Origin of the sequence: Stenotrophomonas sp. HMSC10F06, assembly GCF_001807865.1 — a bacterium.
GTDB classification, from domain to species: Bacteria; Pseudomonadota; Gammaproteobacteria; order Xanthomonadales; family Xanthomonadaceae; genus Stenotrophomonas; species Stenotrophomonas bentonitica_A.
Genome location: NZ_KV791250.1, coordinates 20,188 through 40,253 on the forward strand (window position 1 = coordinate 20,188; position 20,066 = coordinate 40,253).

The following is a 20,066-nucleotide window of genomic DNA, read 5'->3' on the forward strand; positions in this document are numbered from 1 at the left end:
AACCTCGCGGGGGAAGGAATCAGTGGTGGATGGTCGGTTCGCCGTGGGTCACCAGCTGCCCGCCGCCGTTACGGCTGACGAACTTGCGCAGGGCCACGTAGAACACCGGGGTCAGGAACAGGCCGAACAGGGTGACGCCCAGCATGCCGGCGAACACCGTGATACCGGTGACCGAGCGGACTTCCGCACCGGCGCCATGCGAGATCACCAGCGGGATGGTGCCGGCGATGAACGCGATGGAGGTCATCACGATCGGGCGCAGACGCAGGCGGCACGCTTCCAGTGCAGCCTCCACGATGCCCTTGCCGCCCATCTCCAGTTCGCGGGCGAACTCGACGATCAGGATGGCGTTCTTGCAGGCCAGGCCCATCAGCACCACCAGGCCGACCTGCACGAACACGTTGTTGTCGCCACCGGTCATCCATACGCCGAACAACGCCGACAGCAGGGTCATGGGGACAATCAGGATCACCGCCAGCGGCAACGACCAGCTTTCATACAGCGCGGCCAGCACCAGGAAGGCCAGCAGGATCGCCACCGGGAACACGATGAAGGCGGCCTTGCCCTGGGTGGCCTGCTGGTAGCTCAGGTCGGTCCATTCGGTCTGCATGCCGACCGGGAGTACCTTGCCGGCGATTTCGGTCAGCTTGGTCATGGCCTCGGCCGAGGACAGCATGCGCGGGTCGGCTTCGCCGGCCAGATCGGCCGCCGGGTAACCGTTGAAGCGCAGCACCGGGTCCGGGCCGTAGGTCTGCTTCACGGTGACCATCGAGCCGATCGGCACCATCTCGCCACGGTTGTTGCGGGTACGCAGGCGACCGATGTCTTCCACGCTGTCACGGAACTGGCCGTCGGCTTGGGCGATCACCTGCCAGGTACGACCGAACTGGTTGAAGTCGTTGACGTACGCCGAGCCCAGGTAGGTCTGCAGCGTGTCGAACAATTCGGTCAGCTCGACGCCCTGGGCCTTGGCCTTGACGCGGTCTACTTCGGCATCCAGCTGCGGCACGTTGGCCTGGTAGCTGGTGATCGGGAACGCCATGCCCGGCGTCTGCGCGACGGCACCCTGCATCGTGCTCACCGCCGTCTGCAGTGCGCCATAGCCGAGATTGCCGCGGTCCTGGATGAACATCTGGTAGCCGTTGCCGTTGCCCAGGCCGAGGATCGGCGGCGGCATCATGGAGAACGCAAAGCCCTCCTGCAGCCCGGCGATCTTGGCGTTGATCTCGGCATTGATCTGCGCGGCGGTGCGGCCCTTGCGCTCACTGAACGGCTTGAGCGGAACGAACGCGACACCGGTGTTGGGCGTGTTGGTGAACTGCAGCGCGTTCAGACCCGGGAACTGGATCGTGTGCGCCACGCCATCGGTATTGCGCGCGATCTCGGCGACCTTGGCCAGCATGGCGTCGGTACGTGCGATCGAGGAGCCTTCCGGCAGCTTCACGCCGGCAATCAGGTACAGCTTGTCCTGGGTCGGAATGAAGCCGGCCGGCACCGCCTTGAACATCAGGCCGGTGGCCAGCAGCAGGCCGGCGTAGACCACGAACACCAGGCCACGACGGCCCAGCAGGCGGCCAACCGAACCGTGGTACTTCTCCGAACTGGTCTTGAAGAAGCGGTTGAACGGACGGAAGATCCATCCGAACAGACGGTCGATCAGGCGGGTGAGGCCATCCTTCGGCGCGCCGTGCGGCTTGAGCAGGCGTGCGGCCAGGGCCGGCGACAAGGTCAACGAGTTGATCGCCGAGATCACGGTCGAAATCGCGATGGTGACGGCGAACTGCTTGTAGAACGCACCGGTCACACCGGACAGGAACGCCATCGGCACGAACACGGCACACAGCACCAGCGCGATCGCCACGATCGGGCCGGACACTTCACGCATTGCCTGGTGGGCGGCGGCCAGCGGAGTCAGGCCTTCTTCGATGTTGCGTTCGACGTTCTCCACCACCACGATCGCGTCATCGACCACGATGCCGATCGCCAGCACCAGCCCGAACAGGGTCAGGGTGTTGATCGAGAAGCCGAGTACGTACAGCGCCGCGAAGGTACCCACGATCGACACCGGCACGGCGATCAGCGGAATGATCGAGGCACGCCAGGTCTGCAGGAACAGGATCACCACCAGCACCACCAGGGCGATCGCCTCGAGCAGCGTGGAGACCACGGCCTTGACCGAATCGCGCACGAAGATGGTGGTGTCATACACCGCTTCGTACTTCACGCCCGGCGGGAACTGCTTGGTCAGCTCATCCATGGTGTGGATGACCGAGTCGCGGATTTCCAGCGCGTTCGCTCCGGGGGCCTGGAAGATACCGATACCGACCGCGTTCTTGCCGTCCAGCTGCGAGCGCAGCGTGTAGTCACCGGCGCCCAGCTCCAGGCGGGCGACATCGGACAGGCGCACCACTTCACCGTCGTCACCGGCCTTGAGCACGATATCGCGGAATTCCTGTTCGCTGCGCAGGCGACCCTGCGCATTGATCAGGGTCAGGAAGTCGCTGCTGGGCATCGGCTCGGCACCGAGCTGGCCGGCCGAGACCTGCACGTTCTGCTCGCGCATCGCACGCACCACATCGCTGGCGGTCAGGCCGCGCGCGGCGATCTTGTCCGGGTCCAGCCACGCACGCATGGCGTAGTCGCCGCCGCCGAACATCTGCGCATCGCCCACGCCCTGCAGGCGTGCCAGGGCATCCTTGACGTGCAGGCGGGCGTAGTTGCGCAGGTACAGCGAATCGTACTTGCCGTCCGGCGAGGTCAGGTGGACCACCATCAGGAAGGTCGGCGACTGCTTCTGGGTGGAGACACCCTGGCGGCGCACGTCTTCGGGCAGGCGCGCCTGCGCCTGGGCGACGCGGTTCTGCACCTTGACCGCGGCTTCGTCCGGATCGGTACCCGGGCGGAAGGTCACCGTCATCTGCAGCACGCCGTCCGAGCCGGCGACGGACTTGATGTACATCATGTCCTCGACGCCGTTGATCGCTTCTTCCAGTGGCGTGGCCACCGTTTCAGCGATCACTTTCGGGTTGGCGCCCGGGTACACCGTGCGCACCACCACCGAGGGCGGCACCACTTCGGGGTACTCGCTGATCGGCAGCATCGGGATCGCGATCAGGCCAGCGGCGAAGATCACGATCGACAGCACCGCCGCGAAGATCGGCCTGTCAATGAAAAAACGGGAAAAGTCCATGGGTGGATTCCTGGGGTTTCACCAGCGCCGGCGTGCACGACCCCGGCCGCTGTCGCAGGCGACAGCGGTGGCGGGTTCCCCTGCACGGGGCGATGGCAGTCACGGTAGAGCCGACCGTTGGTCGGCTGCTATGTAGAACCGACGGTCAGTCGGCTGCCCTTCAATTCTTTGCAACAGCCGGCGCGGCTACCGGCGCGGCAACCGGCTGCATCGCAACGGCCTTGGCCTGGACCGGCATGCCGGGCATGAAGACTTTCTGCACGCCATCGACGATCACGCGGTCACCGGCCTTCAGGCCCTGCTCGACGATGCGCAGGCCGTCGGCATTGCGGCCAAGTTCGATATCGCGGCGCTGTGCCTTGTTGTCCTTGTCGACCACGTAGACGAACTTGCGGTCCTGGTCGGTCAGCACGGCCTTTTCATCGATCAGCATGGCCTGGAACTGGCCACTGCCCAGCAGCTGCACGCGGGCGAACAGGCCCGGAGTGAACGCGCGGTCGGCGTTGTCCAGCAGCGCGCGGACGCGGATGGTGCCGGTGCTGCGGGTCACCTGGTTGTCCAGGAAGTCGACCTTGCCTTCATGCGGGAAACCATTCTCACCGGACAGGCCCACCTTCACCGGCAGTTCGCTGTCGCGTTCGCTCGGGCGTTCACCCTTGCGCGCCATCTGGGCGTAACGCAGGAAGGTGCCTTCATCGGCATCGAAGTACACATGGACCTTGTCCAGCGAGACCAGCGTGGTCAGCACGCTGGCGCTGTCGCCGGCGGTGACGAGGTTGCCTGCGGTCACCATCGCGCGACCGGCGCGGCCGTTGATCGGCGCGCGCACCTGGGTGAACTCCATGTTCAAGCGCGCCGCATCGACGGCAGCCTGAGCGGCCTGCACCTGCGCCAGGGCCTGCTCGGACACCGCACGGCGCTGTTCCCAGGTCTCGGTGGAGATGGCCTGCTGGTCGGACAGACGACGGGCACGGTCGGCTTCGCTGCGGCTCACCTGGGCCTGGGTGCGCGCGCGGTTGAGCTCGGCGGTGGCGCGGTCCAGCTCGGCGCGGTAGCTGCGTGCGTCGATGGTGAACAGCACATCGCCCTTCTTGACCTCCTGGCCTTCGACATAGTTGACCTTGTCGATGTAGCCGGAGACGCGCGGACGCAGCTCAACACTTTCGACCGCTTCGACGCGGCCACTGAAGTCGTCCCACTGGCTGACCTGCTTGACCAGAACCGGCGCGGCACTGACCGACGGCGGCGGCGGCATGCCGGCTTCTTCAGCATGGCTGCCACTGCAGGCGGTCAGCACCGCGGCGGCAAGGATCGAAACGCCGGCCATGGCCAGCCGTCGGGTGAAACGTTGCGGGGAGGAGTTGGAAGTCATGACATGCATCCGTACGTAGGGGTGGTGATACAGAATCGAAAGCGTGGGGCGACGTGGGGGCGTAGCCTGGGACCTGAACCTTGGTAGAGGTCAAGCCGTGCCGGCCGTGTTGCGCGACATCGGTGGAGGGCGGTCGAGGTGCAGCAGTCCGCGCGGCAGTTCGGCATCGCGCGCATCGCAGCGGACGATGGCGCGGTTGTCGGTGCAATTGTCGAGCAGCGAGACAACACGGCGGCCGACCAGCAGCGCGCTCGGCCACTCGATGCAGGCCTTGGCCGCATTGGCCGGGGTACACACCGGATCGCACACTTCCAGCATCTGCGCACGCACGCCCAGGGCCTGGGCTTCCTGGTGCAGCACCTGCGCGTACATGCGCGTGGCCGACATGGTGATGGAGGACTCGCCATGCCCGGCCCACGGCTTGAAGCCGGCCGGGCCGCCCACCAGCACGTAGCGCCGCGCCTGCGCGCCGCCGCGCAGCAGCGGCAGCAGATGCCGGCCGGCGTGCACGTGCGGCATCACGTCGGCCTGCAGCGCCTGCAGCAACGCGTCGCCGCTGCGGTCGGTCACCCGCCCGCGGTTGTACGGGCCGCCCATCGCATCCACCACCGCAGCCAGCGCGCGCGGGCGCCCGCCGATGCGCTCGGCCACCGTGCGCGCCGAGCCATCATCGCCAAGCGAACCGAGCAGGACTTCCAGGCCCGGCTCGTCGGCGAACTGCTCCTGCAGCGCCGCCAGCCGGCCGGGATCGCGGCCGACCACCAGCACGGGGCTGCCGGCCTCCAGCAAGGCCGCCACGATGCCCTGGCCCACGCTGCCGGTGCCACCGAGCACCAGCACCTCGGGGGCCAATGTCCCATTCATGGGACTTTCACTCCCGTCGCCGGGATAATCCCAATTCGGCCCAGTCGATCGCCACCGCGGGCGCCCAGGCGGATGCTGCCGCCACGCTGCATGTTGGCAGGCGGAGTGAATTCGCGGAAAGCCTTGCGGGAGAGGGATCCCGGGCGAGCTTCAACAGTCATCGCGAGGTCCAGCGGGGCGCTGGGGCCGCTACGCAGGCGGCCAAGAATGTTCCGCAACCACATGGTTGACGTCCTTCATATCTGGAATGGCGCCAGATTAGTCTTCAAACTCCCCCTTGATTAGTCCGGATTTAGGGGAATAATCATCCCGTGCCCGGCACAATCATTTGCGGCACTCTTCCCCTCCCCCGACTTTGGATCCCGTCATGGCCCACGATCTCAACGACACGCTGATCTTCGTCAAAGTGGTCGAGCAAGGCAGTTTCATCGCCGCCGCCACGGCACTGGGGCTACCCAAGACCACGGTCAGCCGCAAAGTGCAGGAACTTGAAACGCGCCTGGGCGCACGGCTGCTGCACCGGACCACCCGCCGCCTCGGCCTCACCGAAGCCGGCTCGGTCTATCACGAGCATTGCCAGCGCATCGCACGCGAGCTGGAGGAAGCCGAAGGCGCGGTCAACCAGCTGCAGTCCGGGCCGCGCGGCTGGCTGCGCTTCACCGTGCCCTATTCGATCGGCATCACCTGGATCGCGCCGCTGCTGGGTCAGTTCCATGCGCAGTACCCGGAAATCCAGCTGGACATGCACCTGGGCAATGAAAAGCTGGATCTGATCGCCGGTGAGGCGGATCTGGCGCTGCGCGTGGGCACTCTGCCTGACTCCAACCTGGTGGCGCGCAAGCTTGGCAGTCTGCGTACGCAGGTGTTTGCCAGCCCGGCGTATATCGAACGCTACGGCGAGCCGCTGCATCCGGAGGAGCTGCAGTTCCACCGCATCCTGGCGATGCGCAAGGCGCGCAACCTCAACAACAACCGGTTCTTCTGGCAGCTGGGCGAGAACGGCGGCGAACTGCTGGATTTCCCGGTCAACCCGCTGCTGGTGGCCAACGACCCGTCCGCCTTGAACGGTGCCTTGGTATGCGGCGAAGGCCTGCTGCTGACCGGTGACGTGATGGCCAAGCCGTTCGTCGAATCGGGCATGGTGCGCCGCGTACTGGCCGGCTGGACCGGGCCGGAAGTGGACTTCAACGCGGTGTTCGCCGGCGGCCGGCTGGTGTCGCCGAAGGTCCGCGCGTTCGTCGATTTCCTGGTGGAGAAGATGAACTTCGACGCCAACTACATGCTGGCCCAGTGCCCGGCGGCGAAGCTGGCCAAGCAGCAGCAGACCCAGGTGGAAACCGAACTTCAGGCGACCGGTAAGCGCATTCTGGAGACGGTGACCGCGGGGTGATTCTGACGGTACGCCGGGCCGGCTACCGACGCCACGCCGTCGCTTAGCGCCCTTGTCGAGTAAAAAGGGATGATTGCAATCTCGTTCCATCGTCAGATGGAAACGGACGTTGGACAAGATACCTGCTCGCAAGCTCGCGGAAACGCGACACCTCCGGCTCCGGAACGAAGCCTGTCGCGTTGTCGTCAACGAACTGAAGGCTCTTTATCCGCATCTACAACTGTCCGACATCGACAATGATGCGGTCGCCCAGGCCCGACGCTGGGCTGAGGCCCCCTGCGCGACCAGGCGCCGGCGCCTTTATGTCCCTTGGGACTGGCAGGAACTCTGGAGACGCTTCAGAAATCACGCATGCAGAGTGGATCTTGCGATACGCGATGCAGAAGTGCTGTGCGCTCTGGCCGTCGGTCGAGTCAGCAAGGGGCGGATGGTGGCGAGCATCCACTATCTTCAGTCCAATCCCGCATCACACGATCTGCAAGGCGAAGCCGGTCGTATTGCGACCGCCTATCTGCTTGCACTTGCCACCCAGCTGCGGTGTGGCGAAATCGCACTGAATCGTCCGGTACCGGAGTTGGTGGCGTACTACGAAAGGCTGGGCTTCACCCGGCATGTCCATCGCAAAGGCATGCTCTGGCGACTTGTCCAGGACATCACGGTGGGTGGCCAGGATTTGACAGTCGCCGTAGATGGCAGTAGTAGACTTTCGGCAGAACCGACCCGCTCAGGGGGCCAACAATGAAACGCTCCACTCAATTGAAGCCGGGCAAGCGAGCCGCATCCCCTGTGGACGTCGCCAAGGTCAGGCGCCACCTGTCGGGAGGCATTGGCGCGAAATCTGGCAAGACGTTGACCAAGGTCGAGCTTGAGGCCGTGTTCGATTCGGATAAGGCGATCCTGGCCCAGGCCTGCCGAAAGGCGGGGGAGGATGTACTGTTGAAGTACAACGGAGTGATGGCCGGCGCGATCAGCCCGCGAAAACGTTCCAAGCCCGTTTAGGGCGATGCCGCACTCAGCTGGCCGGTGACCGGCACCGGGTGGCGCGGTTGCGATGATCAGCCAGGCAACGGCCGGTACTGTTTTGGCGGCGTTGTCGTGGGTGTTGCGGACGTGCGCGGACGGAACTGTTCAGGGCGTACCGGCCACCGGCCGGTACCTACAAAAAATGCCGCCTGCAAGGGCGGCATTTCTGTGTTGCGAGCCTGTGGCTCGCACCACGCAATAACAGCGCGCTGGCGCGCTGTTATTGCTGCAACGGAATCACACGGATCTCGACACGGCGGTTCTGCGCGCGGCCGGCATCGGTGTTGTTGTCGGCAATCGGGTAGGCCTTGCCGGCACCCAGGGTTTCGATGCGGGCGCGCTGCACGCCCTGGCCGGCCAGGTAGGCGGCGACCGAATCGGCACGTTCCTTGGACAGGCGGTTGTTGACCGCGTCGCTGCCGATGCTGTCGGTATGGCCGACCACTTCGATCATCGTCTGGTTGTACTCGGCAAGCGTGCTGGCCACGCCATTGAGCGAGCTGTAGAACTGCGGCTTCAGGGTGGACTTGCCGAAATCGAAGGTGATGCCGTCCGGCAGGTTCAGGGTCAGGTTGTCACCATCACGGGAGACGTCGATACCGGTATTGGCGGTACGTTCGCGCAGCGCGCGTTCCTGGCGGTCCTGGTACTGGCCGACGGCCGCGCCGCTGAGTGCACCGATACCGGCGCCGATCATGGCGTGCTGGCGGCGCTCGGTGGCGCTGTTGCCGCTGAGCAGGCCGGCGGCGACGCCGACGGCAGTGCCGATCAGGGCGTTGCGGCCGGTGCGGTTCTGCTGTTCGACAGGGTTGCCGTACTGGTCACTCTGCACGTAGGAGCCACCGGTGGCGCAGGCCGTCAGGGCGGCAGCAGTCATCAGGGCCAGGGCCACGTTGCGGGTTGCGGGTCGAATCATGAGGGTTCTCCTTGGTTACCGGACGGCGCCGGCTTGCGGGCCGTGAAGAGCATAAACAGCCCAACGCGATGCCGGCATGATGAATGGCACGCTCGGCAGCTCCCTGTTCAGGTAAACGCTTACCCCAGAACCGGATGATCCGAGATGGCCATCACGCCCCGCCTGAGTGCCGATACGCGGCCAAGGCGGCGTCGCGGCCTTCGCCCAGATCCACCAGCGGCAAGGCGGGATAGGCTGGGGCGTGCTCGGCCAGCAGCTGCGGCGATTGCCAGGGCGCGAAGCGTGCCTTCAGCGGCAGCGCGGCCAGTTCCGGCACCCAGCGCGTGATGTAATGCGCCTGCGGATCGAACTTCTGCGACTGCGTCACCGGGTTGAAGATCCGGAAGTACGGCGCAGCGTCGGCCCCCGTGCCGGCCACCCACTGCCAGCCCATGGTGTTGTTGGCCAGGTCTGCATCGACCAGCGTGTCCCAGAACCAGCGCGCACCTTCGCGCCAATGCTGGCGCATGTGCTTGCACAGGTAGCTGGCGACGATCATGCGCACGCGGTTGTGCATGTAGCCGGTGGCCCACAGCTCACGCAGGCCCGCATCCACGATCGGAATGCCGGTGCGGCCCTGCTGCCATGCACGCAGCGCGTCCGCATCGGGCTTGGCCCATTGGAACTGATCGAAGCGCGGGTTGAGGTTGTGGTCCGGCGTCTGCGGGAAGTGATGCAGCAGGTGATACGAAAACTCGCGCCAGCCCAGCTCGCGGATGTAGCCGTCGATGTCGGCATCGCGGCTGGCACTGCGCTCGCCCTGCAGCCGGCGGACGATCTGCCACGGGGCGATTTCGCCGAAATGCAGGTGCGGCGACAGCAGCGAGGTGCCCACCCGGTCCGGCAGATCACGCTGCTCGCGATAGCCATTGAGGGCACCATCGATGAACACCGTCAGCGCTTCGTGCGCACCGGCCTCGCCTGGTTGCCAATGCTCCCAGAACTGCCGGTCCCACGGTATCGAGGGTGCCAGGCCAAAGGCATCGAGCGTTTCGCCGCCCGCCGTGTGCGCGGGCAGCCGGTCAGGCACGCGGGTGGGCGCCGGCAGCTGCAGGCGCGTCAACGCATTGCGCCAGAATGGCGTGAACACTTTGTACGGCCCACCCTGCTGGGTCGCCACGTCCCACGGCTCGAACATCAGGCTGCCGTTGTGGCTCTCGGCCTCGATGCCCTGCTCGCGCAGTTCGCGCTTGATCTTCGCATCGCGCGGCTGCGTGGCCGGCTCGTATTTGCGGTTCCAGTAGACCGCCACCGCCCCGGTCTGCTCGATCAAGCGCTCCAGCTCGGCTTGGCTGTCGCCCTGGCGCAGCACCAGCGAAGAACCGCGCGCACGGAGGTCAGCGTCCAGCGCCGCCAGCGAACGGTGCAGCCAGGCATTGGATGCGCCGCCGGGGGCCCAGTCGCCTTCTTCGTGCGGCGCATGGATGTAGACCGGTACCGGCACATGGCCGGCATCCAGCGCGGCCTGCAGGGCCGGGTTGTCCTGCAACCGCAGGTCACGGCGAAACCACACCAACGCTACCGACACGAGACTACCCCGGAAGATTCGAGAGGCAATGATAGCCAGTGCAGGTGAAGGACAGGCAGCGATCACGCGCGGATGGCCCGCACTGTTCCACATCGCCGTGCTTGACCTCAATCACGCTTGAGGTTCTATCGTGGCGTCCACCGAACAAACGCGGGCCTGCCCAAGCCCCTGTGCTTCGTACCTGTGCCGACCCGCCCTTTCGTTTTGCTGGAGATACCCATGGCTTACACCCTCCCCGCCCTGCCCTACGCCTACGACGCACTCGAACCGCACTTTGATGCACGCACGATGGAAATCCATCATGCCAGGCACCACCAGGCCTACGTCACCAATCTCAATGCCGCCCTCACCGATGCCGGGATCGAGAGCACGGATATCGACACGCTGATCGCCGAGATCGGCTCCCTGCCCGAAGGTGTGCGCAACGCCGTCCGCAACAACGGTGGCGGGCATGCCAACCACAGCCTGTTCTGGACGGTGCTGACCGCCAGCGGCGGCACGCCGGAAGGCGCTGTGGCGCAGGCGATCGATCGCGACCTCGGCGGCTACGCCGCGTTCAAGGAGGCCTTCACCAAGGCCGCGCAGACCCGCTTCGGCAGTGGCTGGGCGTGGTTGACGTTGAGCCGCGATGGCACGCTTCTGGTGGAGAGCAGCCCGAACCAGGACAACCCGTTGATGGGCGAGATTGCGGGCCTCTCCGGTGGCACGCCGATCCTGGGGCTGGATGTGTGGGAACACGCTTACTACCTGAACTACCAGAACCGCCGCCCGGATTACATCGCTGCGTTCTTCGAGCTGATCGACTGGGCCGAAGTCGCGCGCCGTTACCAGGCCGCCGGCGGCCGTTGATGGACACGGGCCCCGCACTCGGCCTCGGCACGCAACCCTCCGCCACGCCGTCCGAGGCTGCAGTGCTGGACCCGCCGCTTGCCCGCCTCACCGCTACCTGAGTCTGCATCGAATGGATATCTCCGCACTGCAACGTCTGCTCGAACAGGGGCGCGACAGCGCCCTGCTCCGCTTCGGCCTGGGCAAGGCCCTGCTCGACGCGGGTCACACCGCGGAGGCGGTCATCCATCTGCAGCGCTGTGTCGCAGAGGATCCACGGTACTCGGCGGGCTGGAAATGGCTGGGCAACGCCCATCTGGCGGCCGGGGATTCGGAGGCGGCGGCACAGGCATGGCAGCAAGGCAGTGCTGTCGCCGGGACCAACGGTGACAAGCAGGCGGTCAAGGAAATGGCCGTTTTCCTGCGGCGGCTGCAGAAGGCGAGCGCCGGCTCAGCGTGATCGGCCGGGAGGGCTACCAGAGCAGACCGTTGTTGTAGAGCGCGACCAGGATCCACACCAAGGCGATCACGCCGAAGCCAATGAAATAGCTCCAGTTCTGATGCGCGGCCGACCAATCGTCCTTCCCGAAGTGGCCGCCGCTGAAGGCAAACAACGTGACGCGGCCGATACCGAAGACCAGGGTCTGGACGATGAAAACGACCACGATCCAGTGGATCACGGTCAGTACGCCGCGCTTGATCTCCTCTTCCATGTGCCGTCGCCCCGTCCCTTGAATGGCCTGCCATCGGCAGTGCCCCGCCGCAGGGCATCGAGCATAGCGGACGAGCTCGGCGTCACGGAAGGTGGTGCGTGAGCGGCGGATCAGCAGCCGCTGCCGTGACCTGGGCCCTCAATCGCCTTTCGCGTGCCGCTGCTGCGCATCGAAACGCTGCATCGAGGCACGGATCAACGTCTTTGCCTCGGCGGCATTGCCCCAGCCGTTGAGCTGGACCGGGTTGCGGCCGGCCGGCAGGTCCTTGTAGACGCGGAAGAAGGCTTCGATGCGCTGCCGTTCGATCAGCGGCAGATCGTCCAGATCGCGGATGGCGGCGTATGTGGGATCGATCTTGTCGGTCGGCACGCCAATCACTTTCTCATCCTGCTCGCCATCATCGACCATCTTCAGGAAGCCGATCGGACGGAACCGCACGATCACGCCGGGGTGCAGCGGCTCGCGGGTCAGCACCAGCGCATCGAGCGGGTCGTTGTCGCCCGCCAACGTGCGCGGCATCGAGCCGTAGTTGGCCGGGTACGCCACCGGCATCGACTGGAAGCGGTCCACGTGGACCAGGCCGTCCTCCTTGATCTCGTATTTGGTGACGCTGCCAGCCGGAATTTCCACGGCCAGATTCACCTCCTCCGGGGCATTGTTCGGCTGCGCGGCAAGGAACGGGTGCAGCACCGCGTTGCCGGCCACGCCGGCGCCGGTGAGCAGCAGCAGGGACACGGCCAACACAGCCCGCCCGATGGAACGGCGATGGATCATCTCGGTCTCCACGAAGGGCCGGGCACGCCGCAGCGGCCCGGCCGGTCGGTCATTCCCAGCAACGGTCGGCGCGGCCCTTGAGGGTCTGTGCGCGCGTGCAGTCACGGGGGGCGATGCGTCCCTGCGTCAATTCGGTCTTCTGTTTGCGACCATTGGTGCCACGTGTCAACTCGAAACCGTCGTACAGGCGTCCGGTGACCGTGCGCGCCTCATACCGCAGATGGCCGGGGTCGATCTTCAGCACCTGGAACAACTGCGTGTCCTCGCCGACCGGCGCCATGGTGGCGCGGGCCTCATCGGACAGCCGGTACTGCTTCGGCCCGGCCACGGTGACCACGAACTGCGGCGTCGCGCCCTGGCCTTCACCGCGGCGGCCATAGGTATGGTCATGGCCCTGCAGCACCAGATCGACCTGGTGACGGCGCACCACCGGCAGCAGCACATCGCGCAGCTCGGTGTTCTCGCGGCCTTCGCGCGGGGAATAGAACGGCTGGTGCAGCAGCACGATGCTCCACGGGTGCGGGTTGTCGGCCAGCACCGTATCCAGCCACGCCGCCTGCGCCTTGGCCGTGCCCAGATCGAGCGCAGAGGTGCCGTCGAGCACCGCGATGCGCACGCCCTGGTAGTCGAACCAGTAGGTACTGGTGTCCGCGGCGTCCACACCATTGCGCGGCAGCGCGAACGTCACCGGCCAGTGGCGACCGAGCACGCGACGCTCCTGCGGGGTGTCTTCGAACTCCTCGAAGTACTCATGGTTGCCGATCGCCGGGGCGACCGCGGTTTCCTGCGGCAGCCAGCCGGCGGCGGCGAACCACTCGCCCCACTCGCTGTCGTCCTGCCCATCGCCCCCACTGACCAGGTCACCGGCGAACAGGCTCAGGCGCGCGTCCGGGGCGGCCTTGATGCCGGCCCGCATCACCCGGGAGACGTGGCTGAGGTTCTTGTTCTGGGTATCACCGAAATACAACAGGGTCAGCGGCTGCTCGGCACGGCCCGCGGTGCGCAGCTGGTTCCAGGCACTCCAGGTGTTCTGCCCCTGCACGCGCCACAGATACAGCGTGTCCGGCTGCAGGCCAGTCACGTCCGCACGGTGATGGTGGGACGTCCCGAGTTCGGTGCTCAGCGCCTGGGTGGTGGCGGTGATGCGGGTCGGCATGCCGACATCCGGAGAGTCGCCGGCCAGCACCCATTCCAGCACCGGTGCCTTGACCGAGGTATCGGTGCGCCAGGCGACCGAGAAGCCGCGGGCAGCGTCCTGCGCCGGGGAGGCGACCAGCCGGTCCGGGAATCCGCTCGCGGCGTAATGGCGGTTGCCGGCCGGGACCTGGGTGTTGGGTTCGGCACCGGTCTCGGTCTCCTTCTTTGCCAGGGCGCTGCCACTGCACAGCAGCAGCCCCAGTGCGAGCGCGGTCAGGGCGGCAGGAACGCGGCTCACGCGCCACACTCCAGCGGCAGCGACAACTGCTTGGCGATGCTGGCCCAATCGAAGGCCACTACGCCCTGGTCATCGTGCACGGCGTACAGCGCGCCGTTCGGGAAACGCGCGGACGGCGCCTGCATCGACCAGATGCCGTCGGTGTTGGCCACCGTGTTGCCCTGGAAGGCGCCGACGTGCTTCAAGGTGTGGCGGTCGAACAGGTGGAACACGCTGCGCTGCTTGCCCTGCTCGGTGGTGATCCACCAACCATCCTTGCCGCAGGTCCGCAGCATCACGCCTTCGGCCTGGGCCTGGAAGGCATCGCGGCCAAACGTGGTGCCGCTGAAGCGACCTTCCAGCATGTAGACCTTGAACTCGCTGGCGTAGGTCTCGTCCTCTTCGGCGATCAGCAGGCGGTCGTTGGCGGGGTCGCCCCAGATCGATTCGACCACGCGCAGCGCGCCCGCTTCGGTGGTGTCACCGATGCTCGCGGTGAGCGAGGCCTGCGCCTTGCCGCCCTGCACAGTGAGCGCATACCGGCGCACGCGCTTGTCCAGCTCGGCCAGCGGCGGCAGCACATCGTTGCCCTGCGCGTCTTCGCCAGCGTCGTAGGAATCGGTGACGTACACGTCGTAGCCGCTGCCGAGCTTGTTCACCCACACCCCGTACGGCTTGCGCAGCTCACCGGCGCCGAACACGCCCAGCGGGGTGAAGTCCGGCAGCTGCAGCACCTGTACGCGGTGGTTGTCACGCTCCACGATCAGCACCAGGTCATCGACCACGGCGATGCCGTTGGGGCGGTCGAACTGGCCCGGCGCCGTGCCGAGGCTGCCGACATCGCGCAGCTTCGCGCCGGTCTGCCCGTCATAGACCACCAGCTTGTCGGTGGCCTTGGCGGTGGCGATCAGCCAGACCTGGCCGTCGGGCGTGGTCCAGCTGGCCGGCGAGTCGATGTTGTCGTCCGGGGTCATCGGGGTCAGGAACGCCTCGGCGACCGTGGCGACCTGGCGCGCGGCGGAGGCGTCGGCAGCAGCTGTCGGCGCCCCGGCTGCGGCAGGGTCCGGCGTCGCCGCCTCGGGAGCGGCGGCAGGCCTGCAGGCGGTCAACAGCGCCAGCGCGAGCAGGCTCAGGCAATGGCAGGCGCGCATCACAGGGCCACCTTCAGGCCGAGGGCGTAGGTACGGCCATACTCCTCGTTCTGCAGGGTGCGCGAGCGCACGCCCTGGTACAGCTCCAGCGGCTTGTCGAGCAGGTTCTGCGCTTCGAAGTAGACGCTCACGTTCGAGGTAATCTTGTAGTCCATGCTGAAGTCGAGCTGGGTATTGGGCGCCACGTAGATATCGTAGGCGCGGCTGTCGCCCAGCGAGTCCAGATACTCGCTGCGGTAGACCGCTGCCACGCGGGTGCTGAAGCCGGCCTTTTCATAGCCGATGTGCGCGCTGTACACATGCTTGGAGGCACGCGGCAACATGAAGTCTTCGCGCTCGCGACCGGCCACGCCCGGGTCGAAATCGGTGTCCAGCCAGGTACCGCTGGCGCCGACCAGCAGGCCATCCCAGCCGGCCGGCAGGAAGGCGAGCTGCTGCTGCCAGTTGAACTCGGCACCCCTGACCGTGGCCTTGTTGCCGTTGATCACCCGGGTAACTTCGAAGCCGGGATACGCCGGATCCGTGTTGCTCACCGTGTTGACGATGTAGCCATCGATCGACTTGTGGAACACCCCCAGCGAGACGATGCCGGTGCTGCCGAGGTACTTCTCGAGCGACAGGTCGATGTTCTTCGATTCGTACGGGTCCAGCTGCGGGTTGCCGATCCGCACTTCCTCATCGCCCCGGCTCAGGCCGACACGCGGCGCCACATCGCCGAACGACGGGCGCGAGACGGTCTTGTTGGCGGCCGCGCGCAGCACCCAGTCATCGCCTGCGTCGTAGCGCAGGTGCAGGCCAGGCAGCACATTGATGTAACTGCGGCTCACGCTCAGCGGGGTGACCGTGAAGCTGCGGCCGTTGGGCGCCACCTCCACGCTGTTGCCGGTGGCACTGAACTGGGTGTTCTCCACGCGTACGCCGCCGATGATGCGTAGCGCGCCAACATCCCAGGTGCCCATCGCGTAGCTGGCGAAGATGTCCTCGCTGGCGGTGTAGTCCTCTTCCAGCGAGGCCAGGGCGTTGCCGCCGGCATCCTGCGGGCGGGCGCTGTACTGGCCGCCCTGCTGGGCCCAGTAGCGCCGCATGGCGTCCGAGCTCATCCCCTGGCCGAGGCTGCCGCCCCGGTGATCGGGCGTGGAGGTGGTCCAGTCCGACAACGCCACGTCCGGGCCGACCCGCAGTTCGCGCTCATCCACGTTGACGTCGCGGTCGCGCCAGCGGCCCAGCAGGCCGATCTTGTAGCTGGACGAATCCCCATCGAAGCGCACGTTGATCTGCGCGCTGCGCTCGCTGTCGTTGACCTGCTTGGGCGACACCACGAAACGATCGAAATCGTAGTTGCCGTTGTCCATCCACTGCGCGCTGGTCAGGGTGTAGCGCGGGATGCCGCTGTTCTGATCGACGCTGGCACCGAGGTCATCGCCGTTGTACTCGAAGCGCGCCTCCATCTCGTCGTTGACGCGCTCTTCGGTACGCGTGTAGCCGACCTTGTAATCGACCACCGCATTGGTCAACCGGTTCTCGCCGCCGGCGCTGGTGGTGAACGTGTTTTCCTTCTTGGTGCGGTAGCGCATGCGCTTCTGGATCGCATCGGCCGGCAGGTCATCGACGCGGTACTGGTTGTTGCCCAGCGCGGTGACCTCACCATCGCCGAAGTTGAAGAGGGTGCGCTGGCGGGTTTCGGCATCGTCGAACTGGCTGTACAGCGTGCGCAGGTAATACCGGTTGTCCTCGTCCGGGTGCCAGTCCAGGTTGAGGTTGGCGCCGATGCGCTTGCGCTCGATCTCGTACTTGCGCTGCTGCAGGCTGTTGGCGAACAGGTCGTCCTCGGCACCGCCGTCGAACTCGCCGTACTCCACTTCGGTGTTGTCCGACTCGAACTTGCGGTTCTGGTAGTTCACACCCAGCGCCACGCCGAAGGTATCGGCGAACACTTCGCTGTAGTTGATCGCGGCCTTCGGGCTGGTATTGCCGGAGAGCTGCTGGTGGCTGGCTTCGATCTTGCCGCGCAGGTTGCGGCCTTCGCGGTCGAACGCCGAGGCCGACTCGACCAGGATTGCGCCACCGATGGCGTCGCCGGGCATGTCCGGGGTGGGCGATTTGACCACGCGCAGGCGCTCGGTCGAGTCGGAGGGAATCACGTCCAGCGGTGCAGCGCGGCTGGAATCCTCCGGCGTACCAATCGCGATGCCATCGACGCTGACGCTGTTGAGGTTGGCATCCAGGCCACGGATGACCACGAAGCGCCCCTCGCCCTGGTCACGGGTGACGCTGACGCCCGGCAGGCGCTGCAGCGATTCGGCCACGTTCTGGTCCGGGTAGACGCCCATGGCATCGGAGGACACTGCATCTTCGATCGCATCGCTGCTGCGCTTGAGGTCGACCGCGCGCGTCTGCGACTCCAGCTGCGGGCGTACTTCCACCCGATCCAGATCGATGGCGGCGGCACCGGCGGCGGCACTGCCGGCCACCGTGCTGCCATCGGGCGTATCGGCGGCATGGGCCGACGGGGTGATCACCGCCAGCAACGAAAGACTGATCGCCAGGCCCAACGGACGCTTCTTCTGCACTGCATTCCCCAATCTGTGTAAAGAATGGGTCAGCACGGTATGTCCGGGAGGTTGCATGAGGATGACACGGGGGACATCGAGGGCGGAGATCGGGGTCCGGGTAGAGCCGAGCCATGCTCGGCTGCCTCGGGTTGACGGGTGCGCCGGTGATCGGCTTCTTCATTGGCGGGCCTGCCGAGCATGGCTCGGCACTACCGGGCAGGGCGGCTTCGGCTTTTGGCTTCGGTTGGGTGTTGCGGCACACTAGTGACCTCTCCTCTCCCCTGATTCCCCCATGAAAATCGTCGAAGTGCGCCATCCGCTGGTGCAGCACAAGATCGGCCTGATGCGCGATGCGTCCCTGAGCACCAAGGACTTCCGCGAGCTGGCCAATGAACTCGGGGGGCTGCTGGCCTATGAGGCCACCGCCGACCTGGAGACCGAAGCCCACACCATGGCCGGCTGGGCGGGCCCGGTGACGGTGCAGCGCATTGCCGGGGCCAAGATCACCGTGGTGCCGATCCTGCGCGCCGGCCTGGGCATGCTCAGTGGCGTGCTCTCGCTGATCCCCGCCGCGCGGGTGAGCGTGGTCGGCCTGCAGCGCGATGAGGAGACCCTGCAGCCGGTGCCCTACTTCGAGCGCCTGACCGGCCGCCTGGAAGAGCGCGATGCGCTGATCCTGGACCCGATGCTGGCCACCGGCGGCACCCTCATCGCCACCATCGACATGCTCAAACGCGCTGGCGCCCGCCGCATCAAGGGCATCTTCCTGGTCGCCGCGCCGGAAGGCATCGCCGCCGTGCAGGCCGTGCACCCGGACGTGGAGATCTTCACCGCCGCCATCGATGCCCAGCTCAACGAGAAGGGCTACATCCTGCCGGGCCTGGGCGATGCGGGCGACCGCATCTTCGGGACCCGCGTGGTCGGTTGATCCGCTCGTTCTGACCGGCGGCCAGCACCGGCCGCCGGTGCTTCACACGGCCTGGCCATGGCCGGGCAGAAGCTGCGCGCACCATCAACCCGTGCGTGGAGCTGCGTCATGAAGACCCTGTCCCTGCTGGCCTGTCTGCTGTTTCTGGGTGGCCCTGTGATCGCCAGCGCGGCGACCCCGCAGCAACAGCGGATGGCCGATTGCTCGGCCAGGAACAAAGGCAAGACCGGCGAGGACTACAAAACTGCACAGAAGGCCTGCCTGAGCGCTCCGGCGCCGACGGCGAGCACGCCGCAGGAGCGCATGAAGACCTGCAACGCCGATGCGGCCGCGAAGAAGCTGGCCGGCGATGCGCGCAAGACGTTCATGAGCGGGTGTTTGAAGGCGCATTGACGCGTTGAGCGGGTAATGCCCGCGGCCGTGGGTGCCGTGCCGACCAACGGTCGGCACCTACCGCAGGCGTTACGCGAGCGCGCGGGCCTTCAGTTCGCCCTGTTCGTGCACGGTGCCGAAGCGGCCCTTCTCATCGCGTGACACCTGCGCCAGCGCGCACTGCGGGTCGTGGGTGAAAAACAGATGGACGTTGCGGGCCAGTTTGTCTTCCAGGAAGCTGCGTTTCTCGTCGATCAGCAGTTCGGCGTTACGGTCGTAGCCCATGGTGATCGGTACGTGCACCCACGAGCGGCCGGGAATCAGGTCCGCACAGAACACCACCCCACCCCGCGCCTGGCCATCCACGCTTTCGGGGCCGATGATCTCGGCCAGCATCAGGCCCGGCGTGTGCCCGTCACTGAAACTGAAACGCACGCTGTCGCCCAGCGTCCTGGAGTGCGGGCCGTCGACGATTTCAAGCCGACCGCTTGCCTGCAGCAGGCCAGGCAGTTCGGGGATGAAGCTGGCACGGTCGCGCGGGTGCGGGTGCAGCGCGCGCGCCCAGTGCTCGGCGCCGACCAGGAAGGTCGCATTCGGGAACAGCAGTTCGGGCGTGCGCCCTTCGCTCCACGGCGCCAGCAGTCCACCGGCATGATCGAAATGCAGATGGCTCAGCACCACCACGTCGATGTCCTCGTGCTCGAAACCGGCCTCGCGCAGGGATTCGATCAGCACATGGCCGGGTTCCTGCACGCCGTAGCGGTCACGCAGCTTCGGTTCGAAGAAGGCCCCGATACCGGTTTCGAACAGCACGGTCTTGCCCGCCAGCGGGCTGGCAAGCAGTGCACGGCAGGCCAGTTCGATCCGGTTGAGATCGTCCGGTGCCGCCCACTTTTCCCATACCGCGCGCGGGGCGTTGCCGAACATCGCACCGCCGTCGAGTTTCTGGGTGTTACCGCGGATGGACCATAGTTTCATTCGCAAATTATCGTCGCGTGCCCGTTAAATATTC

18 protein-coding genes are annotated in these 20,066 nt (G+C 66.2%); 7 read left to right on the plus strand and 11 right to left on the minus strand.

The window, feature by feature from the left end; all coding sequences use genetic code 11:
- Window positions 1-19: 19 nt before the first annotated feature.
- The 3 genes from HMPREF3113_RS01060 to HMPREF3113_RS01070 form a co-directional block, all read right to left on the minus strand.
- Entirely contained in the window at window positions 20-3,190 is a 3,171-nt protein-coding gene (locus tag HMPREF3113_RS01060) for an efflux RND transporter permease subunit (RefSeq protein WP_070470259.1), read from the minus strand.
- A gap of 160 nt (window positions 3,191-3,350) precedes the next feature.
- Window positions 3,351-4,562 (minus strand): efflux RND transporter periplasmic adaptor subunit, encoded by a 1,212-nt coding sequence (locus HMPREF3113_RS01065; protein ID WP_070427146.1) that lies wholly within the window; start codon window positions 4,560-4,562, stop codon window positions 3,351-3,353.
- Between the two features lie 90 nt (window positions 4,563-4,652).
- A complete protein-coding gene (locus HMPREF3113_RS01070; protein WP_019183225.1) occupies window positions 4,653-5,426 on the minus strand; it encodes an SDR family NAD(P)-dependent oxidoreductase in 774 nt (257 codons plus the stop codon).
- Window positions 5,427-5,793: 367 nt separating this feature from the next.
- Between HMPREF3113_RS01070 and HMPREF3113_RS01075 the strand changes: the two genes are divergently transcribed.
- The 3 genes from HMPREF3113_RS01075 to HMPREF3113_RS01080 all read left to right on the plus strand — a co-directional run bounded on the left by HMPREF3113_RS01075 (window position 5,794) and on the right by HMPREF3113_RS01080 (window position 7,815).
- Window positions 5,794-6,816 (plus strand): LysR family transcriptional regulator, encoded by a 1,023-nt coding sequence (locus tag HMPREF3113_RS01075; protein ID WP_070470263.1) that lies wholly within the window; start codon window positions 5,794-5,796, stop codon window positions 6,814-6,816.
- Between the two features lie 109 nt (window positions 6,817-6,925).
- Entirely contained in the window at window positions 6,926-7,558 is a 633-nt protein-coding gene (locus tag HMPREF3113_RS18525) for a hypothetical protein (protein WP_139146272.1), read from the plus strand.
- Entirely contained in the window at window positions 7,555-7,815 is a 261-nt protein-coding gene (locus HMPREF3113_RS01080) for a hypothetical protein (protein ID WP_139146273.1), read from the plus strand. The genes HMPREF3113_RS18525 and HMPREF3113_RS01080 overlap by 4 nt, the downstream gene beginning before the upstream one ends.
- A gap of 244 nt (window positions 7,816-8,059) precedes the next feature.
- Here the strand turns inward: HMPREF3113_RS01080 and HMPREF3113_RS01085 are convergent, their stop codons facing one another.
- Window positions 8,060-8,755 (minus strand): YiaD family glycine zipper/OmpA-like lipoprotein, encoded by a 696-nt coding sequence (locus HMPREF3113_RS01085; protein ID WP_019183227.1) that lies wholly within the window; start codon window positions 8,753-8,755, stop codon window positions 8,060-8,062.
- A gap of 151 nt (window positions 8,756-8,906) precedes the next feature.
- Window positions 8,907-10,322 (minus strand): cryptochrome/photolyase family protein, encoded by a 1,416-nt coding sequence (locus tag HMPREF3113_RS01090; RefSeq protein WP_070470269.1) that lies wholly within the window; start codon window positions 10,320-10,322, stop codon window positions 8,907-8,909.
- A 219-nt stretch (window positions 10,323-10,541) separates the two neighbouring features.
- On the opposite strand from HMPREF3113_RS01090, the gene HMPREF3113_RS01095 reads away from it, so the two are divergent.
- Window positions 10,542-11,171, plus strand: coding sequence for a superoxide dismutase (locus tag HMPREF3113_RS01095; protein WP_070470273.1), 630 nt, complete (start codon window positions 10,542-10,544; stop codon window positions 11,169-11,171).
- 112 nt (window positions 11,172-11,283) lie between these two features.
- A complete protein-coding gene (locus HMPREF3113_RS01100) occupies window positions 11,284-11,610 on the plus strand; it encodes a tetratricopeptide repeat protein (protein ID WP_070470274.1) in 327 nt (108 codons plus the stop codon).
- Window positions 11,611-11,623: 13 nt separating this feature from the next.
- Here the strand turns inward: HMPREF3113_RS01100 and HMPREF3113_RS01105 are convergent, their stop codons facing one another.
- The 5 genes from HMPREF3113_RS01105 to HMPREF3113_RS01125 form a co-directional block, all read right to left on the minus strand.
- Window positions 11,624-11,863, minus strand: a complete 240-nt coding sequence (locus HMPREF3113_RS01105; RefSeq protein ID WP_070470277.1) for a hypothetical protein — start codon at window positions 11,861-11,863, stop codon at window positions 11,624-11,626.
- A gap of 138 nt (window positions 11,864-12,001) precedes the next feature.
- Window positions 12,002-12,637, minus strand: a complete 636-nt coding sequence (locus HMPREF3113_RS01110) for an inorganic diphosphatase (RefSeq protein ID WP_070470279.1) — start codon at window positions 12,635-12,637, stop codon at window positions 12,002-12,004.
- 49 nt (window positions 12,638-12,686) lie between these two features.
- A complete protein-coding gene (locus HMPREF3113_RS01115) occupies window positions 12,687-14,036 on the minus strand; it encodes a purple acid phosphatase family protein (RefSeq protein ID WP_070470300.1) in 1,350 nt (449 codons plus the stop codon).
- 32 nt (window positions 14,037-14,068) lie between these two features.
- Window positions 14,069-15,202 carry an NHL repeat-containing protein gene (locus tag HMPREF3113_RS01120; protein WP_070470284.1) on the minus strand — a complete coding sequence of 378 codons (1,134 nt, stop codon included), beginning with the start codon at window positions 15,200-15,202 and terminating at the stop codon, window positions 14,069-14,071.
- Window positions 15,202-17,772: a TonB-dependent receptor gene (locus tag HMPREF3113_RS01125; RefSeq protein WP_070470287.1), complete on the minus strand. Its 2,571-nt coding sequence runs from the start codon at window positions 17,770-17,772 to the stop codon at window positions 15,202-15,204. The genes HMPREF3113_RS01120 and HMPREF3113_RS01125 overlap by 1 nt, the downstream gene beginning before the upstream one ends.
- A 274-nt stretch (window positions 17,773-18,046) precedes the next feature.
- On the opposite strand from HMPREF3113_RS01125, the gene upp reads away from it, so the two are divergent.
- Window positions 18,047-18,682 (plus strand): uracil phosphoribosyltransferase, encoded by a 636-nt coding sequence (gene upp / locus HMPREF3113_RS01130; RefSeq protein WP_070470290.1) that lies wholly within the window; start codon window positions 18,047-18,049, stop codon window positions 18,680-18,682.
- Between the two features lie 108 nt (window positions 18,683-18,790).
- A complete protein-coding gene (locus HMPREF3113_RS01135; protein ID WP_046272929.1) occupies window positions 18,791-19,075 on the plus strand; it encodes a PsiF family protein in 285 nt (94 codons plus the stop codon).
- 69 nt (window positions 19,076-19,144) lie between these two features.
- On the opposite strand, the gene HMPREF3113_RS01140 is transcribed toward HMPREF3113_RS01135, so the two are convergent.
- Window positions 19,145-20,032, minus strand: coding sequence for an MBL fold metallo-hydrolase (locus tag HMPREF3113_RS01140; protein WP_019183237.1), 888 nt, complete (start codon window positions 20,030-20,032; stop codon window positions 19,145-19,147).
- Window positions 20,033-20,066: the final 34 nt, after the last annotated feature.